General features: G+C 70.6%; 18 protein-coding genes and 1 pseudogene. 7 read left to right on the forward strand and 12 right to left on the reverse strand.

Annotated features, from left to right (window positions below):
- Positions 1 to 157 precede the first annotated feature (157 nt).
- Positions 158 to 1,012 carry an amidohydrolase family protein gene (locus AB0J64_RS49425; RefSeq protein WP_364043721.1) on the forward strand — a complete coding sequence of 285 codons (855 nt, stop codon included), beginning with the start codon at positions 158 to 160 and terminating at the stop codon, positions 1,010 to 1,012.
- On the opposite strand, the gene AB0J64_RS49430 is transcribed toward AB0J64_RS49425, so the two are convergent.
- The 6 genes from AB0J64_RS49430 to AB0J64_RS49455 are packed head-to-tail and all read right to left on the reverse strand — an operon-like array spanning position 985 to position 6,450.
- Positions 985 to 2,025 (reverse strand): aldose 1-epimerase family protein, encoded by a 1,041-nt coding sequence (locus AB0J64_RS49430; RefSeq protein WP_364043724.1) that lies wholly within the window; start codon positions 2,023 to 2,025, stop codon positions 985 to 987. The two genes, AB0J64_RS49425 and AB0J64_RS49430, sit on opposite strands and share 28 nt — an antisense overlap.
- Entirely contained in the window at positions 2,022 to 2,726 is a 705-nt protein-coding gene (locus AB0J64_RS49435) for an SDR family oxidoreductase (RefSeq protein WP_364043727.1), read from the reverse strand. Before AB0J64_RS49435 ends, AB0J64_RS49430 begins: the two co-directional genes overlap by 4 nt.
- Positions 2,723 to 3,751 carry a hypothetical protein gene (locus AB0J64_RS49440; RefSeq protein ID WP_364043730.1) on the reverse strand — a complete coding sequence of 343 codons (1,029 nt, stop codon included), beginning with the start codon at positions 3,749 to 3,751 and terminating at the stop codon, positions 2,723 to 2,725. Before AB0J64_RS49440 ends, AB0J64_RS49435 begins: the two co-directional genes overlap by 4 nt.
- Positions 3,739 to 4,929 (reverse strand): CoA transferase, encoded by a 1,191-nt coding sequence (locus tag AB0J64_RS49445; protein ID WP_364043732.1) that lies wholly within the window; start codon positions 4,927 to 4,929, stop codon positions 3,739 to 3,741. The genes AB0J64_RS49440 and AB0J64_RS49445 overlap by 13 nt, the downstream gene beginning before the upstream one ends.
- Positions 4,929 to 5,693 carry an enoyl-CoA hydratase/isomerase family protein gene (locus tag AB0J64_RS49450; RefSeq protein WP_364043734.1) on the reverse strand — a complete coding sequence of 255 codons (765 nt, stop codon included), beginning with the start codon at positions 5,691 to 5,693 and terminating at the stop codon, positions 4,929 to 4,931. The genes AB0J64_RS49445 and AB0J64_RS49450 overlap by 1 nt, the downstream gene beginning before the upstream one ends.
- 46 nt (positions 5,694 to 5,739) lie before the next feature.
- A complete protein-coding gene (locus AB0J64_RS49455) occupies positions 5,740 to 6,450 on the reverse strand; it encodes a FadR/GntR family transcriptional regulator (protein WP_364043738.1) in 711 nt (236 codons plus the stop codon).
- A gap of 83 nt (positions 6,451 to 6,533) precedes the next feature.
- On the opposite strand from AB0J64_RS49455, the gene AB0J64_RS49460 reads away from it, so the two are divergent.
- From AB0J64_RS49460 to AB0J64_RS49470, 3 genes are read left to right on the forward strand one after another with little or no spacing between them, the layout of a single operon-like run.
- Positions 6,534 to 7,181, forward strand: a complete 648-nt coding sequence (locus AB0J64_RS49460; RefSeq protein WP_364043741.1) for an aspartate/glutamate racemase family protein — start codon at positions 6,534 to 6,536, stop codon at positions 7,179 to 7,181.
- Positions 7,182 to 7,227: 46 nt separating this feature from the next.
- Positions 7,228 to 8,472: a RuBisCO large subunit C-terminal-like domain-containing protein gene (locus AB0J64_RS49465; RefSeq protein ID WP_364043744.1), complete on the forward strand. Its 1,245-nt coding sequence runs from the start codon at positions 7,228 to 7,230 to the stop codon at positions 8,470 to 8,472.
- 37 nt (positions 8,473 to 8,509) lie between these two features.
- Entirely contained in the window at positions 8,510 to 9,841 is a 1,332-nt protein-coding gene (locus AB0J64_RS49470) for a four-carbon acid sugar kinase family protein (RefSeq protein ID WP_364043747.1), read from the forward strand.
- 304 nt (positions 9,842 to 10,145) lie between these two features.
- On the opposite strand, the gene AB0J64_RS49475 is transcribed toward AB0J64_RS49470, so the two are convergent.
- The 4 genes from AB0J64_RS49475 to AB0J64_RS49490 all read right to left on the reverse strand — a co-directional run bounded on the left by AB0J64_RS49475 (position 10,146) and on the right by AB0J64_RS49490 (position 11,793).
- Positions 10,146 to 10,631 (reverse strand): hypothetical protein, encoded by a 486-nt coding sequence (locus tag AB0J64_RS49475; protein WP_364043750.1) that lies wholly within the window; start codon positions 10,629 to 10,631, stop codon positions 10,146 to 10,148.
- Positions 10,632 to 10,755: 124 nt separating this feature from the next.
- Positions 10,756 to 10,962, reverse strand: a complete 207-nt coding sequence (locus AB0J64_RS49480) for a hypothetical protein (protein WP_364043753.1) — start codon at positions 10,960 to 10,962, stop codon at positions 10,756 to 10,758.
- Between the two features lie 73 nt (positions 10,963 to 11,035).
- Positions 11,036 to 11,515, reverse strand: coding sequence for an RICIN domain-containing protein (locus AB0J64_RS49485; RefSeq protein WP_364043756.1), 480 nt, complete (start codon positions 11,513 to 11,515; stop codon positions 11,036 to 11,038).
- A 20-nt stretch (positions 11,516 to 11,535) separates the two neighbouring features.
- Positions 11,536 to 11,793 (reverse strand): hypothetical protein, encoded by a 258-nt coding sequence (locus AB0J64_RS49490; RefSeq protein ID WP_364043759.1) that lies wholly within the window; start codon positions 11,791 to 11,793, stop codon positions 11,536 to 11,538.
- 144 nt (positions 11,794 to 11,937) lie between these two features.
- Between AB0J64_RS49490 and AB0J64_RS49495 the strand changes: the two genes are divergently transcribed.
- Positions 11,938 to 12,876 carry a hypothetical protein gene (locus tag AB0J64_RS49495; protein WP_364043762.1) on the forward strand — a complete coding sequence of 313 codons (939 nt, stop codon included), beginning with the start codon at positions 11,938 to 11,940 and terminating at the stop codon, positions 12,874 to 12,876.
- A gap of 272 nt (positions 12,877 to 13,148) precedes the next feature.
- On the opposite strand, the gene AB0J64_RS49500 is transcribed toward AB0J64_RS49495, so the two are convergent.
- Both AB0J64_RS49500 and AB0J64_RS49505 read right to left on the reverse strand, forming a co-directional pair.
- A complete protein-coding gene (locus tag AB0J64_RS49500; protein WP_364043765.1) occupies positions 13,149 to 13,970 on the reverse strand; it encodes a class I SAM-dependent methyltransferase in 822 nt (273 codons plus the stop codon).
- Between the two features lie 48 nt (positions 13,971 to 14,018).
- On the reverse strand, positions 14,019 to 14,447 hold the full coding sequence (locus AB0J64_RS49505) for a hypothetical protein (protein ID WP_364043768.1): 429 nt from the start codon (positions 14,445 to 14,447) through the stop codon (positions 14,019 to 14,021).
- A 473-nt stretch (positions 14,448 to 14,920) separates the two neighbouring features.
- Here AB0J64_RS49505 and AB0J64_RS49510 point away from each other — a divergent pair, with 473 nt between their 5' ends.
- Together AB0J64_RS49510 and AB0J64_RS49515 are read left to right on the forward strand one after the other, a co-directional pair.
- A complete protein-coding gene (locus AB0J64_RS49510) occupies positions 14,921 to 15,505 on the forward strand; it encodes a hypothetical protein (RefSeq protein ID WP_364043771.1) in 585 nt (194 codons plus the stop codon).
- Between the two features lie 519 nt (positions 15,506 to 16,024).
- Positions 16,025 to 16,176: pseudogene (locus AB0J64_RS49515) on the forward strand (IS5/IS1182 family transposase); the annotation flags it as partial.

Genomic DNA, 16,176 nt, shown 5'->3' on the forward strand with positions numbered 1-16,176 from the left:
TCCGGCGTGAAAGCCGCTCACAGGGACGCCACGGACGCGGTGAACGTAGGATGTATCTTTACGCCACTAGGTCATCTGATGTCCATACCTCCCGTCGATCTAGCAGAAAGATGGGAGGTCTGCTAATTTGCCGATCATGGAGAGGTTGGATTGACCTATGACCCGCATTGACGCCCACCACCACGTCTGGGACCTCGCCGCCCGCCCGCACGGCTGGCTCGACGCCGAGCCGATGGCGCCCGTCCGCCGCACGTTCACCCTCGACGACCTCGCCGGGCCCGCGGCGGCCGCAGGGGTCACCGCGACCGTGCTGGTGCAGGTGCTGCACGACCTCGCGGAGACACGGGAGTTCCTGGCCCTGGCCGCCGGGTCCGAGCTGGTCGCGGGCGTCGTCGGCTGGATCGACCTCACCGCGCCCGACGCCGCCGACACCCTGGCCGGGCTGCCGGACGGGCTGGTGGGCGTCCGCCACGGCGTGCAGTCCGAGCCGGACCCCAGCTGGCTGACCCGGCCCGACGTGCGGCGCGGGCTCGCCGCGGTGTCCGCCGCCGGGCTCACGTACGACCTGCTCACGCTGCCGCACCAGCTGCCCGCCGCCGTCGACACGGTGGGCGCGCTGCCCGAGCTGACGTTCGTGCTCGACCACCTGTCCAAGCCGCCGATCGCCTCGGGCGAGCTGGAGCCGTGGCGGAGCCGGATCCTGGAGCTGGCCGCGTACCCGAACGTCTACTGCAAGCTGTCCGGCATGGTCACCGAGGCCGACTGGGCGTCCTGGCAGGTGGCCGACCTGCGCCCGTACGCCGAGACCGTGCTGGAGGCGTTCGGGCCCGAGCGGGTGATGTTCGGCTCCGACTGGCCGGTCTGCCTGCTCGCGGCCGAATACGAGCAGGTGGCGCAGGCCGCGGACGAGCTGTGCGCGGGGCTGTCGGAGGGCGAGCGGGCCGAGGTCTTCGCCGGTACGGCCCGCCGCGCGTACCGGCTGCGTCAAGAGACGCGGAACGTCGTGCGGTAGGTCCGCGACTCCTGCGGGCCGAGCCAGATCATGCTGCCGTCCTCCCTGGCCGCCGCGTCGCCCGACACGTGGTGGGTGGACGGCTCCAGCCCGACCGCGTAGTTGCCCGAGCGCAGGTTCAGCCACTCGAAGAAGTACGGGAACTCCTCCGCCCGCCACTCCACGCTCACCTTCATGCCGAGCCGGTCGTTGACCACCGCCACCCGGTGCAGCCCGTCCGCGCCGGGGTTGAGCGCGTGCTCGTACACCTGCTCCACGAACCCGGGCGCCGGCCCGGGGAAGGTGACGTGGTCGGCCTTCTGCTCGGCCACGCTGTCGCTCTGCCAGAGCGTCTCGCGGATGTCGGCCTCGAGCCGGGCGCCCTCGTCGAGCAGCGGCCAGCCCAGATTGATGTGGTAGAGGTACATGTGCGGCGCCGGCTCGAACCCGGCGTTGGTGACGGTGTCGACGAGCCTGATCTCGTTACCGCCGAGGTCGGCCTCGATGCGGCGGACGAGGCGCAGGTTCTCGGCGAAGACCGCGGCCTGGCGCACCTCGCCCTCGGCCCACAGCACGCAGCGGTCGCCGTCCCAGCGCTCGCCGTAGCCGGTGAGCCGGGCCGGGATGTTGCCCACCCGGCCGTGCAGCCCGTGCCGCACGGACTGGCGGGGCGGGTAGCGGTAGGCGTCCGCGGGCACGTCGCCGCCGAAGAGCGTGTGGTCGAGCCCGGCCGTGACGATGAGCCCGGAGAACGAGCGCAGCCAGGACAGCCCGTCCTCGTCGGCGTTCTCGTGCAGCCCGGGATGGCGGAAGCCGGTGGGCGAGCGCCAGCCGAACGAGCGCCCGGCGTGCTCGGCGTGCCCGATGTCCATGCACCTGTCCACCAGCACGTCGAACGCCAGCCCCGAGCCGGTGCGGAACTCCAGCGTCCTGATCCCGCGCTCGACCCCGTCCCCGAGCGTCACCAGCCGGACCCCGCCGGCCGCGCTCAGGTCCCCGGTCAGCTCGGCCAGCCGCCTGCGGTCGGGCGTCATGCCATCACCCACCCTCCGTTGACTTCGATGGTCTGTCCCGTGACGAACGACGCGTCCGGCCCCGTGAGGAACGACACCACGGCGGCCAGCTCCTCGGGCGTGCCGCGCCGCTGGAGCGACTGCCGCTCCAGGACGAACCGGTTGTACGCCTCCGGGTCCTCGTGGATCTCCTCGGCCGCCGTCGGGAAGGCCCCGGGGGAGACGCAGTTGACCCGGATCTCCCGCGGACCGAGCTCGCGCGCCAGCGCCCTGGTCAGGGCCGCCGCCGCGCCCTTGGTCGCCACGTACGCGGCCAGGTCGGACCAGCCGCCGTGCATGGTGATCGAGGCGATGTTGACGATCGCGCCGCCCTTCAGCTCGCCCATCTGCCTGGCCGCGTGCTGGGCCGCCAGCCAGTAGGCCCGCTGGTTGACCGCGTGCACGTCCTCGTACTCGGCCAGCGGCACCTCCAGGAACGGCCTGGCCGGGTAGACGGCCGCGTTGTTGACGAGGATCCCGACCGGGCCGAGCCGCGCCGCCGTCTCGGCGAACGCGGCCTCGATCGCGGCCGGGTCGCGCAGGTCGGTCTTCAGGTTGAGCGCGCCTTCCAGCGTGCCCGCGTCGAGGTCGAGCGCCGCCACCTGGTGGCCGTCGGCGGCCAGGCGGCGGACGATCGCCCTGCCGAGCGCTCCGGCCGCTCCTGTCACGAGCGCCGTGGTCATGCGTGCCTCCATTCCTTGTGCAGGTCCTTGAGGAGATCGCGGGCCTTGACGCCGGCGAGCAGCCCGTCGCGGATCAGCGCGGACGACCTCTCCTGAAGGGCGATGTAGCCGGGGAAGCGCGGCCTGATCCAGGCGGCCTCCAAGGTGGCGATCGCGGGGTCGTCCCGCCAGGCGGAGCGGGCCGCGGGCTGACCGCCGAAGGCGGGGAACAGCCCGCTCTGCACGGGCTCCGACAGCAGGCGGCGCAGGTGGGCGCGTACGGTCGCGCGGATCGCGCCGACGCGCCGCCTGGAGACCACGAGCCCCGTGCCGCCCAGCACGCTTCCCGGCGTGCGCCCCGGCCAGCAGGGCGCGTCGGAGAAGGCCAGCGGGTACGCGGTGTACTGGTACACCAGGGGGCAGTAGTCCGAGGTGTCCGCCGTCATGGCGTCGAGCACGCCGATCGGGTTGAGCAGCGACACCGCCGGATCGGCGAGCGCGAGCAGCTCCGACATCAGCTCCAGCGCCCGGGTCCCCTCCTCCTCGTCGAGGAAGTCGCCCGAGCACAGCGCGCAGAACATCAGGAAGGCGTGCGGCCCGCCCAGGCACAGCGCGGTCCGCGTCCCCTTGGCGAACTCCGCCACCTCCGGCCAGGTCCTCGGCGCGTCCACGCCGGGACGGGCGACGGCGACCTGGGTGGCGGCGTCGAGCGGCAGCGCCCACTGACGGCCGTCCAGGTGGTAGCTGTCCCAGGTGCGGCCGACCGTGCCCGCCCGCAGGCGCGCCAGCTCGTCCGGCTCGAACAGCTCCTCCATCGGCACCAGCGCGTCCGTCGCCGCGCCCAGCCCGGGATGGTCGATGACGAGCACGTCGTACGTCTCGCACAGCCTGGCGATCGGCTCCGACTCGAAGCCCTCCAGGGGCTGCCGGTCCCACCCGATCGGCTCCGGCACGTCCCCGTACGGGTTCTCCCCGGCCAGGTCGAGCCGGGTCAGCTCGTCCAGCGGCGCGTACCCCCGGGGATGGTCCCAGGTCAGTCCTCGCATGCCAGCACGCCCTCCGCCACCAGCTCGGCCGTGCGCTCCGCCGGGTAGCCGAGCTCCTCGAGCAGCTCCCTCGTGTGCTCGCCCACCAGCGGGGCGCCCCTGCGCACCTCCGGCGGGGTGGCGCTGAAGCCGTACGGGAAGCCGGGCGTGGTGACCGTGCCCTCGGTGCGGTGCTCGTAGGTGACGAACGAGCCATTGTGCTCGACCTGCGGGTCCGCCACCAGCTCCGCGTACCCGTACACCGGGCCTGCCCACAGGTCGTGGCGGGCGCAGATCTCCAGCCACTCGGCGGTCGTACGCTCCGGCAGCCTGCGGGCCACGATCGCGGTGATCTCGTCGCGCCTGGTGTGGCCGTCGGCGTCGCCGTCCATGCCGGCCAGCTCCGGCAGGTCCAGCGCCACGGCCAGCGCGTCCAGCCGGGGCATGCCGAGCGCGAGGTAACCGTCCTTGGTGGCGAACACCCCGTACGGCGCGCGGATGTAGGTGTGGCCGTGCGGCTCGCGGCCGCGCCGCTGCGGCACCCCGCCGACCGTGAAGATCGACAGCTCCTGCATCTGCACGGCGATGGCCGCGTCCAGCATGTTGACGCTCACCCGCTGGCCCTCGCCGGTGCGCTCGCGGTGGAGCAGCGCGGCCAGCGCGCCCTCGAACGCGCTGTAGGCGGTGATGGCGTCGATGGCGTACGTGCCCGCGGGCGCGGGCGGGTCGCCCTCGCGGCCGGTGCTCAGCATGGCGCCGCTCATGGCCTGCAGCAGCAGGTCCTGGCCCGGCCTCGACAGGTACGGGCCGGTCTCCCCGTAGCCGGACATGGAGACGTACACGATGCGGGGGTTGATGCCGCTGATCGTGGCGTGGTCCATGCCGAGCCGCTCGGCCACGCCGGGACGGTAGTTCTGCAGGAACACGTCGGCCGTCGCGGCGAGCTTGTGCACGATGGCACGGCCCTCGTCGGACTTGAGGTTGACGGCGAGGCTGCGCTTGTTGCGGTTGAGCGACAGGAACGAGGCGTTGACCTTCTTGCCCGTCGCCCCGCCTGCAGGCGCGTGCCGCTGCCACTCGCCGCTCACCGGCTCCACCTTGACCACGTCCGCGCCCAGGTCGCCCAGCCGCATGGCGGCCAGCGGGCCCGCCATCGCGATGGACAGGTCGACCACGCGGTAACCGTCCAGGACGCCCATCAGCGCCCCTCGAAGACCGGCTCGCGGCGCTCGGCGAAGGCGGCCCTGCCCTCGGCGGCGTCCTGCGTGGCGAAACAGATGGTCTGCAGGTCGCGCTCGTACTGGATGGCCTGGTCGAGCGGCATCGCGTAGGCCGCCTTGAGGTTGGCCTTGGCGGTCTGCGCGGCGATCGGCGGCCGCTTGGCGATCGTCCCGGCCAGCTCCAGAGCCGCCGGCAACAGCTTGTCCTGCGGGAACACGTCGGTGACCAGCCCCCAGGCCAGGGCGCGGGCGGCGTTGACCGGGTCGCCCGTCAGCAGCATGGTGGCGGCGTTGCCCGGCCCGACGGAGTGCGCCAGCAGCGCGGACTGGCCGCTGCCGCCGATCCAGCCCAGCTTGATCTCCGGCGCGGCGAACGTCGCCGTGTCGGCCGCCAGGCGGATGTCGCAGGCCATGGCCAGCTCCAGGCCGCCGCCGTAGGCGTAGCCGTTGACGGCCGCGACGATCGGCTTGCGCAGGGCGCGGACCGCGTCGCCGTAGTCGCCGCGGTTGCGGAACTCCCACGGTGTGGCGTACTCGTCCAGCTCGCGGATGTCGCTGCCCACGCAGAACGAGCGCTCGCCCGCTCCCGTGAGCACCGCCACGCGGACGGCGGGGTCGGCGTCCACCCGGCTCAGGCAGGCACGCAGCGCGGCGGCCATGTCGGGGGTGATCGCGTTGAGCTTGGCGGGTCTGTTGAGGGTGATGACGGCCACGGGGCCGTCCACGTCGATGAGGACGTCCAAGGTCGGCTCTTTCCGGCGGAGGGTTTCCAGCAAGGGAGGCGGGGTTCTAGCAGCAGAGGCGTACGTGCTGCTCGGCGTCGGCGCGGGCGACCTCGACCACCTCGCGCATGGCCTCCTCGGCCTTGCGGTGGTGGCGGCGCCTGATCGCCAGGGCCACGCGCTCGTGGCCGGGCAGCGTTTCCTTGTTGTGCGCGACCGAACGGGTGTGCACCTGCCGTACCGAGCGCAGGGCGATGCTGATCATGTCGTAGATGTAGAGCAGCAGGTCGTTGCCCGCCGCGGCGAACACGGCTTTGTGGAAGGCCAGGTCGGCCTCGATGAACGGCTCGGGGTCGTCGGCCGTGGCGTACAGGGCGGCCAGGGCCTCGTCGACGCGCTGGATCGCGACCGCGTCCGCCCGTTCCGCCGCCACCCTGGCCGCGCCGGGCTCCAGGGCGACGCGCAGGTCGGCCAGCATCCGGATGTCCTCGGGGCGCGGCTCGGGCTCGAACCGCCAGCTCAGGACGTCGGGGTCGAGCAGGTTCCAGGACTCGCGCGGGCGCACCCTGGTGCCCGCGCTCCGCCTGGTCTCCAGCAGGCCCTTGCCGGCCAGCACCTTCACGCCCTCGCGTACGGCGGAGCGGCCGATGCCCAGCTCGCCGACGAGGTCCTCCTCGATGGGGATGGACGTGCCGGGGGCCAGGGCGCCGGTGACGATGCGGGGGCCGAGGGCCTGGACCACCTGGGCGTGTCTGTCCCGTTTGGGATCGATTGCCACGCCCTGGACGCTACCGCCAGCGCCAGATTTTTCATAGCATTTCATCCGATGAAGATGAGATTTCATCGGATGAAGTGAGGCCCATGACGAAGAGGCTAGGACTGATCCACACCTCCGCGACCCTGGTCGACGTGTTCGCCAAGCTCTGCGCCGAGCACCTGCCGGGAGTCGAGACGTTCAACATCGTCGACGACAGCCTGATCAAGAACACCATCGCCGCCGGCCACCTCACCCCGCAGACCGCCCGGCGCGTCGCCGGCCACATCGGCTCGGCCGAGGCGGCCGGGGCCGACCACATCCTGGTGACCTGCTCCTCGATCGGCGCCGCCGTCGAGGCCGCCGAGCCGCTGACCGGCGTGCCGGTGACGCGGGTGGACCGCCCGATGGCCGACCGCGCCGTGACGCTCGGCCACCGGATCGGCGTGCTCGCCACCCTCTCCACCACCCTCGACCCCACCGCCGACCTGGTACGCCGTCGCGCGACCGCCCTGAACAGGGAGATCTCGCTGACGGCCAGGTTGTGCGAGGGCGCCTTCGAGGCCCTGATGGGCGGGGACGCCGCCACGCACGACGCCCAGGTGGCCGAGGCGCTGGTCGCGCTGGGCGGCGAGGTGGACGTGATCGTGCTGGCCCAGGCGTCGATGGCCCGCGTGGCCGGTACGGTCGAGGCCCCGGTCCCGATCCTGGCCAGCCCGCCGCTCGCCATGGAGCACCTGGCGGCGGTGCTGTGAGCGGGCCGATGGCGGCTTCGGCGGTTCCGGCGCCGGGAGACGTGCTGTGAGCGAGCAGATCGTCGCCACGTACCGCGTACTCACGCGCCTGCCGCTGGAGCGGGCCGTGAGCGCGATCGCGGGGGAGCAGAGCACCGGCACCTTCGTCAGCGTCCGCGGCGAGACCGACGAGCTGCGCGCCCGCCACAGCGCCGTGGTGCTGTCCATCACGGAGCTCCCTGCCCCTTCCGAGCCCCTGCCTGGGGCGATCGGGGACGGGCCTGTGACGGCGGGTCTGGTCAGGATCGGCTTCCCGCTGGAGAACACGGGGCCCTCGCTCACCAACCTGCTGCCCGTGGTCGCGGGCAACCTGTACGAGCTGCGCGAGCTGGCCGGGCTCAAGCTGGTCGACCTGGAGCTGCCCGCGGCCTTCGGCTCCTCGTACCTGCCTGCCCGGTTCGCGGTCCCGGGCACCCGGCGGCTGGTGGGACGCCCGTCCGGGGTGCTGATCGGGACCATCGTCAAGCCGAACGTCGGGCTGCGCCCCGCCGACTACGTGGACCTGGTACGTGAGCTGGGCCTGGCCGGGGTCGACTTCATCAAGGACGACGAGGTGAACGCCGACTGCCCGCCCGCACCGCTCCCTCAGCGCGTACGCGCGGTCACGGCCGCCCTCGACGAGGTGGAGCGGCGGACCGGGCGGCGGCCGATGTACGCGTTCAACATCAGCGACGAGCCCGACCGGATGCTGCGCAACCACGACATGGTGGTGGCGGCGGGCGGCACCTGCGTGATGGTCAACCTCAACATCGTCGGGTTCCCCGCGGTCGCGATGCTGCGCAGGCACGCCAGGGTGCCGATCCACGCGCACGTCACCGGCATCGGGGCGCTGGCCCGGCATCCGGGGCTCGGGATCGGGCACGTCGCGTACCAGAAGCTGGCCCGCCTGACCGGCGTCGACCACCTGCACTGCGGCGGGTTCCACAGCAAGTTCTACGTCACGGACGACGAGGTGAGCGCCATGGTGGCGGCCGTCCGCGAGCCGCTGCTCGGCGGCTTCCCCTGCCTGCCCGTCCTGTCGTCCGCCCAGTGGGCCGGCACCGCGCCCGTCGCCCTGGAGCGCACGGGGACCACCGACCTGCTGGTACTGGCCGGGGGCGGGGTGCTCGGCCACCCGGACGGGCCCGCGGCGGGGATCGCCAGCATCCGCCAGGCGTGGGTGGCCGCCGAGGCGGGCGTCCCGCTGGACGAGGTGGACGAGCCGGAGCTGCGGTCGGCGCTGAAGCACTTCGGCGGGGTGATCCAGAAGTGAGGCGTACCTCCGCCCGCCGCGATGAACGGGCGGCGTCGTGACGCTGTTCGCGTTCGTGGCGGATGACTTCACGGGGGCGACCGACGCGTTGTGGCAGTTCAGGCGGTTCGGGCTGACCGGCTCCCTGGTCACCGACGTGGCCCGCCTGCACGACGCGCACGACGTCATCGGCGTCGCCACCACCGCCCGGGCCTCCGCGGACCCGGTGTCGGTGGCGCTGCCCGCGATCGAGGCCGTGGCGGCGCTGAAACCGCTGGTCATCCAGTACAAGGTCTGCTCGACGTTCGACTCCTCGCCCGCGCACGGGAGCATCGGCGCGGTCATCGCGGCACTCCACCGCGAGGGGACGGCGCGGGGCCCGGTGCCGGTGCTCGCCGCCCAGCCCGAGCTGGGCCGCTACACCTGGTTCGCCAACCACTTCGTACGGGCGGGCGACGAGGTCCACCGGCTGGACCGCTACCCGCCGATGCGCGACCACCCCGTCACGCCCGCGTCGGAAGCCGACCTCCGGGTACGGCTGGCCGAGCAGGGCGCGGGGCCGGTCGGCTGGCTGCCCGCGTCGCCTTTCCCACTGGAGGAGGCGTACCGGGCGCTGGGCGGGGACGCGGCCTTCGTCGCGGACGCGCTGACCGAGGAGCACGTCCGGGCGCTCGGCCGCCTCCTGCTCGCCGACGCCGCCGACCGCGCCCCGCTGTGCTGCGTCGGCTCCGGCGGCCTGAGCTACGCCCTCGCCTCGGCCTGGGCCTCAGGGGCGGGGCCGCGGTCGGGCGGGCGGCCCGATGGCGTGGGGTCGGGGTCGGGCGGGCGGCCCGACGGCATGGGGGAGCGCCGGTCGTACGGGACGCTGGGACCGGCCGCGCCGGTGCTGGTCGTGTCGGGCAGCCGCTCCCCGATCACGGCCCGCCAGATCGACACGGCCGAGCGGGCGGGGTGGCGGGTGCTCGACGCCTCGGACGGCCTTCGGCGCGCGACCTTTGACGGACCACCGGACGTGACCACCGGCTGGGGCTCCTTCGCGGACCTCTTCGCCCAGGTGGCGGAGAGCCTGGGCGAGGGCCGGCACACGATCGTCCAGTCGACGCGCGGCCCGGCTCGCGACCCCGCGGCCATCGGCGACCTCCTCGGCCGGCTCGCCGCGGCGACCGTCCGAGCCGGGCTGGTCGGGCGCCTGGTGGTCGCGGGCGGCGACACCTCTGGCCAGGTGGTGTCCGCCCTCGGCGCTCGCTCGCTGGACGTGGTCGCCTCGCTGGCCCCTGGCGCCCCGGTATGCGTGCTGACCTCGGACGACCCTGCCTGCGACGGGCTGGAAGTGGCGCTCAAAGGGGGCCAGGTAGGCGGCGACGACTATTTCCTCGCCTTTGCACGCTGAAAGCAGTGGGGAAGACAAGAGAGTCGATGGCAGAAGAGGCGCAGGGCGTCGCGGTCAACCTCGGGCTCCGTCAGAGGCGCGCGAGGCGGCCCGCTGCGGCAATCACACGGCGACGCGGCCTTGCTGCGCGCCGAGACCAGCGAGCGCGACTGCATGGACGGCTGTTGCGCTCAGCGGGTCTGCCAGGCCGGAATGTGCGGTGTCGGCATGGCGGCGTACAGGGGAGGTGTGAAGCGGAGAGCGGCGCTGATGGTTAGACCGCCTAGCCGTCGTAGCCGCAGATGACCTCACCGCCGTACCAGCCTCACATGTAGTGCATCATCGCGACGCCGACCCCCGCCGCGGCGAGCCCGATGGCGGGACCGCCCAGCGCGAAGGAGCCGAGGCTCACCGTCACCACGACCGCCGCGACGAGCCCTCCGCCGGGCCGCGGGCGTCGCCTGCCGTACGACGGCCGGGGCTCCTCCCTCCATTCCCACGGGCACCGGCGCCGCAGCCTCCCGGCCGGCCACAGGCGGGTGCCGTCGTCCAGCACCACCACGGCCCGGCGGAACGGCCACCCGCCGACGTGGGCCCGCACCTGCTCGCCGTACTGGCTGCGCTTGCGAGGGCGCATCCGCTCCAGCGCCGGGTCCCAGTAGACGCGCTGAAGGTAGCGTCGCGCAGGCCCTCCGCCGGCGGGCACCACGGTGAACCGCAGGTAGCCGGCATACCAGGTGCCCTTGCTGGTGCTGCTCGTCAGCAGCAGGACGGGGAGCCCCACCAGCAGGCCGAGCACGACGCGTAACACCCAGTCGCCCGGTAGCGGGAACTCGTCATCCTGCCAGGGAAGACCAGCTTGTCCGGGTGGTCCGGGTCATAGCGGATGGCCAGGCCCATCCCCGGGGCCAGTTTGCGATCCTTGCCGCCCTGAATCAGCGTGACATGGCGCACGATGCCCGGGTCGATTCCAGGTCGGCCGCCACGTGGTTGCCCGCGTCGTCCTCGTACAGATCGATCACCACCGCGGTGGTACGCGCCGTCGCGCGCGCCTGCTGCGCCAGCCGCCGGCGCGGGAAAGTGCCGGCCCGGACGGGAGCGGGGCGAGATCGCTGGAGCGCCTGAAGGGGTAGCAGCTTCACCGGCTGCGCTGTGGAGCCTCCTGATGGCGATCCACCGATGACGATGGCATCGCCGCCGTACCACCGTTTCTCATCAACGGCGCCATTTTTCGTCGCGGGCGTCCCGGTAGCAGGGCCACTGAATGAGTTGCTTGCCGGCGGTGCGGCTCGAGGCCACACCGAGGCATTTACCGGAGTAGACGTTGACGATGGCGCCGTCCTGGTACCACCACTTCTCATCGACAGCGCCATTGCACTTGTACTGGATGGCGCCGGTCCCGTCTTTGAGGCTGGACCCCACGCCTATGCACTTCTTCGAGTAGTTGTTGCGCAGGAAGAACGCCTGGCGTCCGTGACTGTCCTTGGTCGATACCCAGTCCCAGAGCTCGTCCGGCGCGTGGTTGCAGCCCCACTGGATCACCGGAGCCGAATTCCGAGTTTTGCTGCCGACGCCGACGCACAGGCCGCTGAAGCGGTTTTGGATGTGCCTGCCGGACGCACCGGCGGTTCCGGAGGACGACGCACTCGCCGTTCCGGACGACAACGTGACCACCGCCAAGGTCGCGGCGATCATTCCAGACACCATTGCCATTCTCATAGCTGACTCCCGTTCTGCGCTTTGGGCTGGTTGTCTTGTTGTGGTCGAGCGGAATCGGTAGCCCGCCTTGGGGTGGCCAGGGCCGGCGTCCCGATGTCCTGCGGGGTTTCCACGTTTTTGGGCGCGCCGATCAGCGCCACGCCGAGCCTTTTGGAGAAGTAGAGGTCCACGGTGTCGCGGCCTGTCGGGTGCGGTTCCTGCTGCTTTCTTGCCCTCTTGCAGTCATGCCATCTTCGACCCTTGATCAGGATCAAAGGTTCGCCGTAGGCCGGCATTTTTCGGGCGCCGTCCCGCGCGTGCCCCGCCGACGCTCCGGTCGCCGTCATCGCGACCGCGCGGGCCGGGCTCGGTGACCGCCTGGCTGGAACGTCTGAGGCTTTTCATTCGTCATCCGAAGTGTGACGAGCTCTTCAGATCTCGACGAGCGGCTGCGTGCGGCGGCCGCCCGAACGCACCGTGCCGACCACCTGCGGCGCCGGCACGCGGCCACCGCGGAGCAGCTCCAGCAGGCCCACCAGACCCTGGCCGGCCTGGAGAAGGATCTGTCCAAGGAGGAGGCCGACGTCACCCGCCTGGAAGGCGGGCTGACCGCTTTCCTGGCCCGCCTGGTGAACCGGCGCGAGGAGCTGCTGGACCGCGAGCGTGCCGAGGCCGCCGCCGCCAGGCAGCGGCTCGACGGCCACCGGGCCCGGCTGGCCCAGATCGAGGCGGACGCGCGGGCGATCGAGTCCGAGCTGGCGGGACTCGCCACGGCCTCGGAGGAGTACGAGAAGCTGCTGGCCGAGAAGGAGCGGCAGCTCCTCGCCCGCGGCGATGCCCGCGCCAGTGAGCTGACGGACCTCGGCGCCGCCCTCGACCGCATCTCGGCGCAGCTGCGCGAGCACGCGGAGGCGTACCAGGCCGGGCAGGCCGCACTCCAGGCGCTGGCCCAGGTGCTCGGCTACCTCGGCTCGGCCAAGGGCGCCTCCACCTGGGACCTCTTGGGCGGCGGCCTGATCGCCGACGCCATCGAGCACAACCGGCTGCGCTCCGCCGACGAGGCCGCCTGGCACGCCCAGCGGGCCCTGGACGTCTTCTCTCGCGAGCTCGCCGACGTCGGCGTCTCCGCGCGTGCCCGCCTGCCCAAAGTGGACACGCGGTGGTTCGTCGACACCTTCTTCGACAACATCATCACCGATGTGCTGAAGCATCAGCGCATCGAGAACACCCGCGCCGAGGTCGAGCGGACAGCCCGATGGGTCCAGGGCATGGGGACGCACCTGCGGCACCGCGACGCCGAACTGTCCGAAGAACGAGCGCGACTGCTGGCCAGGCGGGAGGAGCTGCTGCGCGGTTGAGACGTCCGAGCGGGCGCTTGTAAGCCTCCCGACCTCTCGGTCCAAGGATAAGGAGGACCTTGATTCTTCTCTTTTGGACTGGGAAGCACGCATGAGCTTGGCCAGTGGCCTGATGGCCGCGATTCTGGTCGGAACGAAACTTCAACACGCAGGCTTGACGGGGAAGACCACCCACAAAACCGACTCGTCGGCACCGGCCGCCCGCTCGGGCCGGTAGCACCGAGGCAGTGCACCTGACATGACTGACGTGCCTGAAGACCCCAGATACTCCGTCAGAATCCGAAGCGGAACATTCGGTAGAAGTTCCTGGTGGCGGGGATCGCGTTCATGAGCCGGTAAACCGTGCGGTAAGAGCGCACGGGAATCCTCGCGAACAGGGAAGCCAGGGGGACATCGTCGATGTACCGGAAACCTGGATTCCACCGTTCGATCTCCCGGTCGTCCCGAATCGCTGTCGAGTAGGACGGGTATCCCTTGCGGGCCAGACGCTTCGACATCCGCTGGGTCATGCGGATGACCCACGGGGCGAATCCATCGAAGATCAGCTCGCCCCTGCTGAAGCGGTCGGTGAACTGGTGGAGGAGTCGCTTGTTCTCGTCTTCGGTGAGATACATCAGCAGCCCTTCGGCGATGACCAGCACCGGATGCTCCGTGGGGATCTCCTCCAGCCACCTCGGCTCGGTGACCGAAGAACCGATGGTCTGGTACCCCTCCGGTTCCGGATAGAGCTTACGGCGCAGGTCGATGACATCGGGGAGATCGACGTCGAACCAGCGGGCACCGGCCGGCAGGTCGAGCCGGAAGGCCCGGCTGTCCAATCCGCAGCCGAGGTGCAGCACGACGGCGTCCGGATGCCGGCGGAGGAAGTCGGCGGCCCATTCATCGAGTTGCCTGGCGCGCAGTGCCAGCAGGAACCGGTTGCCCGCGCCGCCGCGCATCATCAGTTTGCTGAAGTCGTAGTCGATGTGATCCACGATCTGGGCCGCGACGTGATCCCGCAGAATCGAATCCTTCGAACGGCTTTCCCAGGCCCGGAGATATAGGGTGATGAGCATCGTCTGCTCCACGCCGGTGAAGTCGGCCTTCTCCGTCATCTGCCCGTCCTTTTCGCCGCGCGGTGGTCCGCCCACCGCCGCATGAATTCATCGCGGATCTCGGTCGCGGAGAACTCGCAGAAGTCGCGGAGCTCCTCGAGATGATCCCGTTGTCCCGGGCGGCTCTGGCCGATCACCGACAGCCCGAACTGGGCCGCCTCCACACCGGCCCGCATGCGATCCAGCTGCCTGCAGCACGCGCGTGAAGCCGCCGGGCGCCATCCGGCAATGGTGCTCGCGGGTCGATGACGGCAGCCGCTCCACCATGCCGCCTTCCTGCATGGGCCGGATGACCGTGCTGATCGAGGCCTTGCTCGCTCCGAGCGCGGCCGCCAGTTCGGTCAGCGACTGCGGGGGCGGATCACAGATCATCAGCCAGCCGTAGATCCGTCCCATCGTCCGGGGACCACCCACCATCTCGAAAAACAGCCCGAGCCGGTCGACGAACTCGGCCTCATCCGAAGAGATCTCGGCCACTACGCCCACCTTGATGTGCGAGGCCGGACGTACCTGCGAGGTCAGCCGGGGTAGTCGTGGAGGAGCAGCGCGGGACCTGCTCACGCAGACGGGCCGGGGCGCCATGGGAGTCCTCGACCAGACCATGCGCCGCCGGCCTCGGCTCGCCATCACCAAAGGCAGGACGAAGGTCCGGCACCACGCCCCGGTCACCGTCTTGCCGATGCTCGGCGAACGCGAATGATGACGCGGCCACGGCGCCTGTCACGGGTTGACCGACTCGTCGCGGGCCGCAGCATGTGGAACACAAGTGGAAATCCTTCGGCAAGGAATAGCGAATGCCGTGGTCACCGCCGTCTGGCTGGTGGCGCATGTGGTTCTGTGTCTTCGAATCCGCGAGCGCACCAAAGGTATGGCCTTCCTGCGATGACCATACCTGGATTTTGGCGCGCTCCCGGAGGGACCACCTCCAGCCATTGACAAGGAGACCGCCCATGCCGAAACCATCGCGTTTGCTCTCCACAGGGGTAGCGGCGGCTGCGCTGCTGGCCACCATGGCCATGTCCGTCACCTCACCGGCGTCCGCAGCCCAGCCCGTGAACGGGCGCGAGACTGTCGTGACCGAGCTCGACTACAACAGCACGGGCTGGAGGTACCGCCAGGTGCCGCCCGCAACCGACGTTCCCCTGTTCTACGAGCGGGGCTTCGATGACAGCGAGTGGGAGACGGGTCAGGCCGGTTTCGGCACCGCCAGTGGCTGCTCGTTCAACAATCCCGAGAACGTCAAGACGTCGTGGGCGCGCAACACCGACATCCTGGTACGCCACTGGCTCCATCTCCCGCGGGACGCACAGCAGGTCCGCATCCAAGGAACGATAGACAACGACGCCCAGGTCTATCTGAACGGCCATCTCGTGCAATCGGTCAGGAGCGGTTCCTGCAGGACCGGCGCCATCGACGTCGTCGTCCCGGCGGAGTACCTGGAGTGCTGCAATCTGCTCGCCATCCGTGGACACGACTACGGAGTATCGACCTACCTGAACGTGCGGGTGACGTACGTAAAAACCAGTCAGGTGTGACGCTCATGTGACTGCCGAGTACGGCGGGGCAGTCTGAGCAGAGGGCCTTGCTCAAAGGCGGGCGCCGCACGCCGCCGGCGTGCGGCTGCCGCGCTCGAGCTGCCCGCCGACACCGAGCTGCTCTTCATGCGTGACTCGCGGAGCGGCGCCGCCTGCTGCCGAAGCCCTCCGCGCCCGTCCTCACGATAGCGTCGTCCGGACAGAAAACCTTTTCGCTCAATGTTGAGATGGTCCTATTGACGCAGGTGGTGAAATCGCCTTATTTTACCGAAAACGCTTTATAAAGCATCTCTCAGTGGGCGTTTAGGCATGGTTGGTTGGCGTATGCCCAGATCTGCAGTCGCAGCCTTTTGGCCTCTTTTCCCTGTACGTGCAGCTTTGCGCAGTCCTCACCGCCCATGCGAGCGACCATTTGATGATGAGATGGCGCTCAAATTCCGTCTGGTCTAGAAAAGTGGTAGAAGCTCCCGAATAGCCGAAGCCCACTATCGATCACATCTTTCGGGTAGAAGCTCCGCCATGAGCGAACGGAAGCCGTACCCCAGCGACATTTCCGACGCCCGCTGGGCCTTAATCGAGCCCACCTTGACCGCCTGGCGGCAGGCCAGACTCGACCGCCGGCCCACTGGCCAGCCAGCCTCGGTCGAACTACGGGACGTCTTCAATGCGAT

The organism is Nonomuraea sp. NPDC049695 (assembly GCF_040674955.1).
In the GTDB taxonomy this organism is placed as follows: domain Bacteria; phylum Actinomycetota; class Actinomycetes; order Streptosporangiales; family Streptosporangiaceae; genus Nonomuraea; species Nonomuraea helvata.

Coding starts and splice junctions, on each gene's coding strand:
- AB0J64_RS49435 (WP_364043727.1), bottom strand. CDS start 2,726: ATGACCACGGCGCTCGTGACAGGAGCGGCCGGAGCGCTCGGCAGGGCG.
- AB0J64_RS49430 (WP_364043724.1), bottom strand. CDS start 2,025: ATGACGCCCGACCGCAGGCGGCTGGCCGAGCTGACCGGGGACCTGAGC.
- AB0J64_RS49445 (WP_364043732.1), bottom strand. CDS start 4,929: ATGGGCGTCCTGGACGGTTACCGCGTGGTCGACCTGTCCATCGCGATG.
- AB0J64_RS49510 (WP_364043771.1), top strand. CDS start 14,921: ATGCCGAAACCATCGCGTTTGCTCTCCACAGGGGTAGCGGCGGCTGCG.
- AB0J64_RS49485 (WP_364043756.1), bottom strand. CDS start 11,515: ATGATCGCCGCGACCTTGGCGGTGGTCACGTTGTCGTCCGGAACGGCG.
- AB0J64_RS49440 (WP_364043730.1), bottom strand. CDS start 3,751: ATGCGAGGACTGACCTGGGACCATCCCCGGGGGTACGCGCCGCTGGAC.
- AB0J64_RS49425 (WP_364043721.1), top strand. CDS start 158: ATGACCCGCATTGACGCCCACCACCACGTCTGGGACCTCGCCGCCCGC.
- AB0J64_RS49460 (WP_364043741.1), top strand. CDS start 6,534: ATGACGAAGAGGCTAGGACTGATCCACACCTCCGCGACCCTGGTCGAC.
- AB0J64_RS49500 (WP_364043765.1), bottom strand. CDS start 13,970: ATGACGGAGAAGGCCGACTTCACCGGCGTGGAGCAGACGATGCTCATC.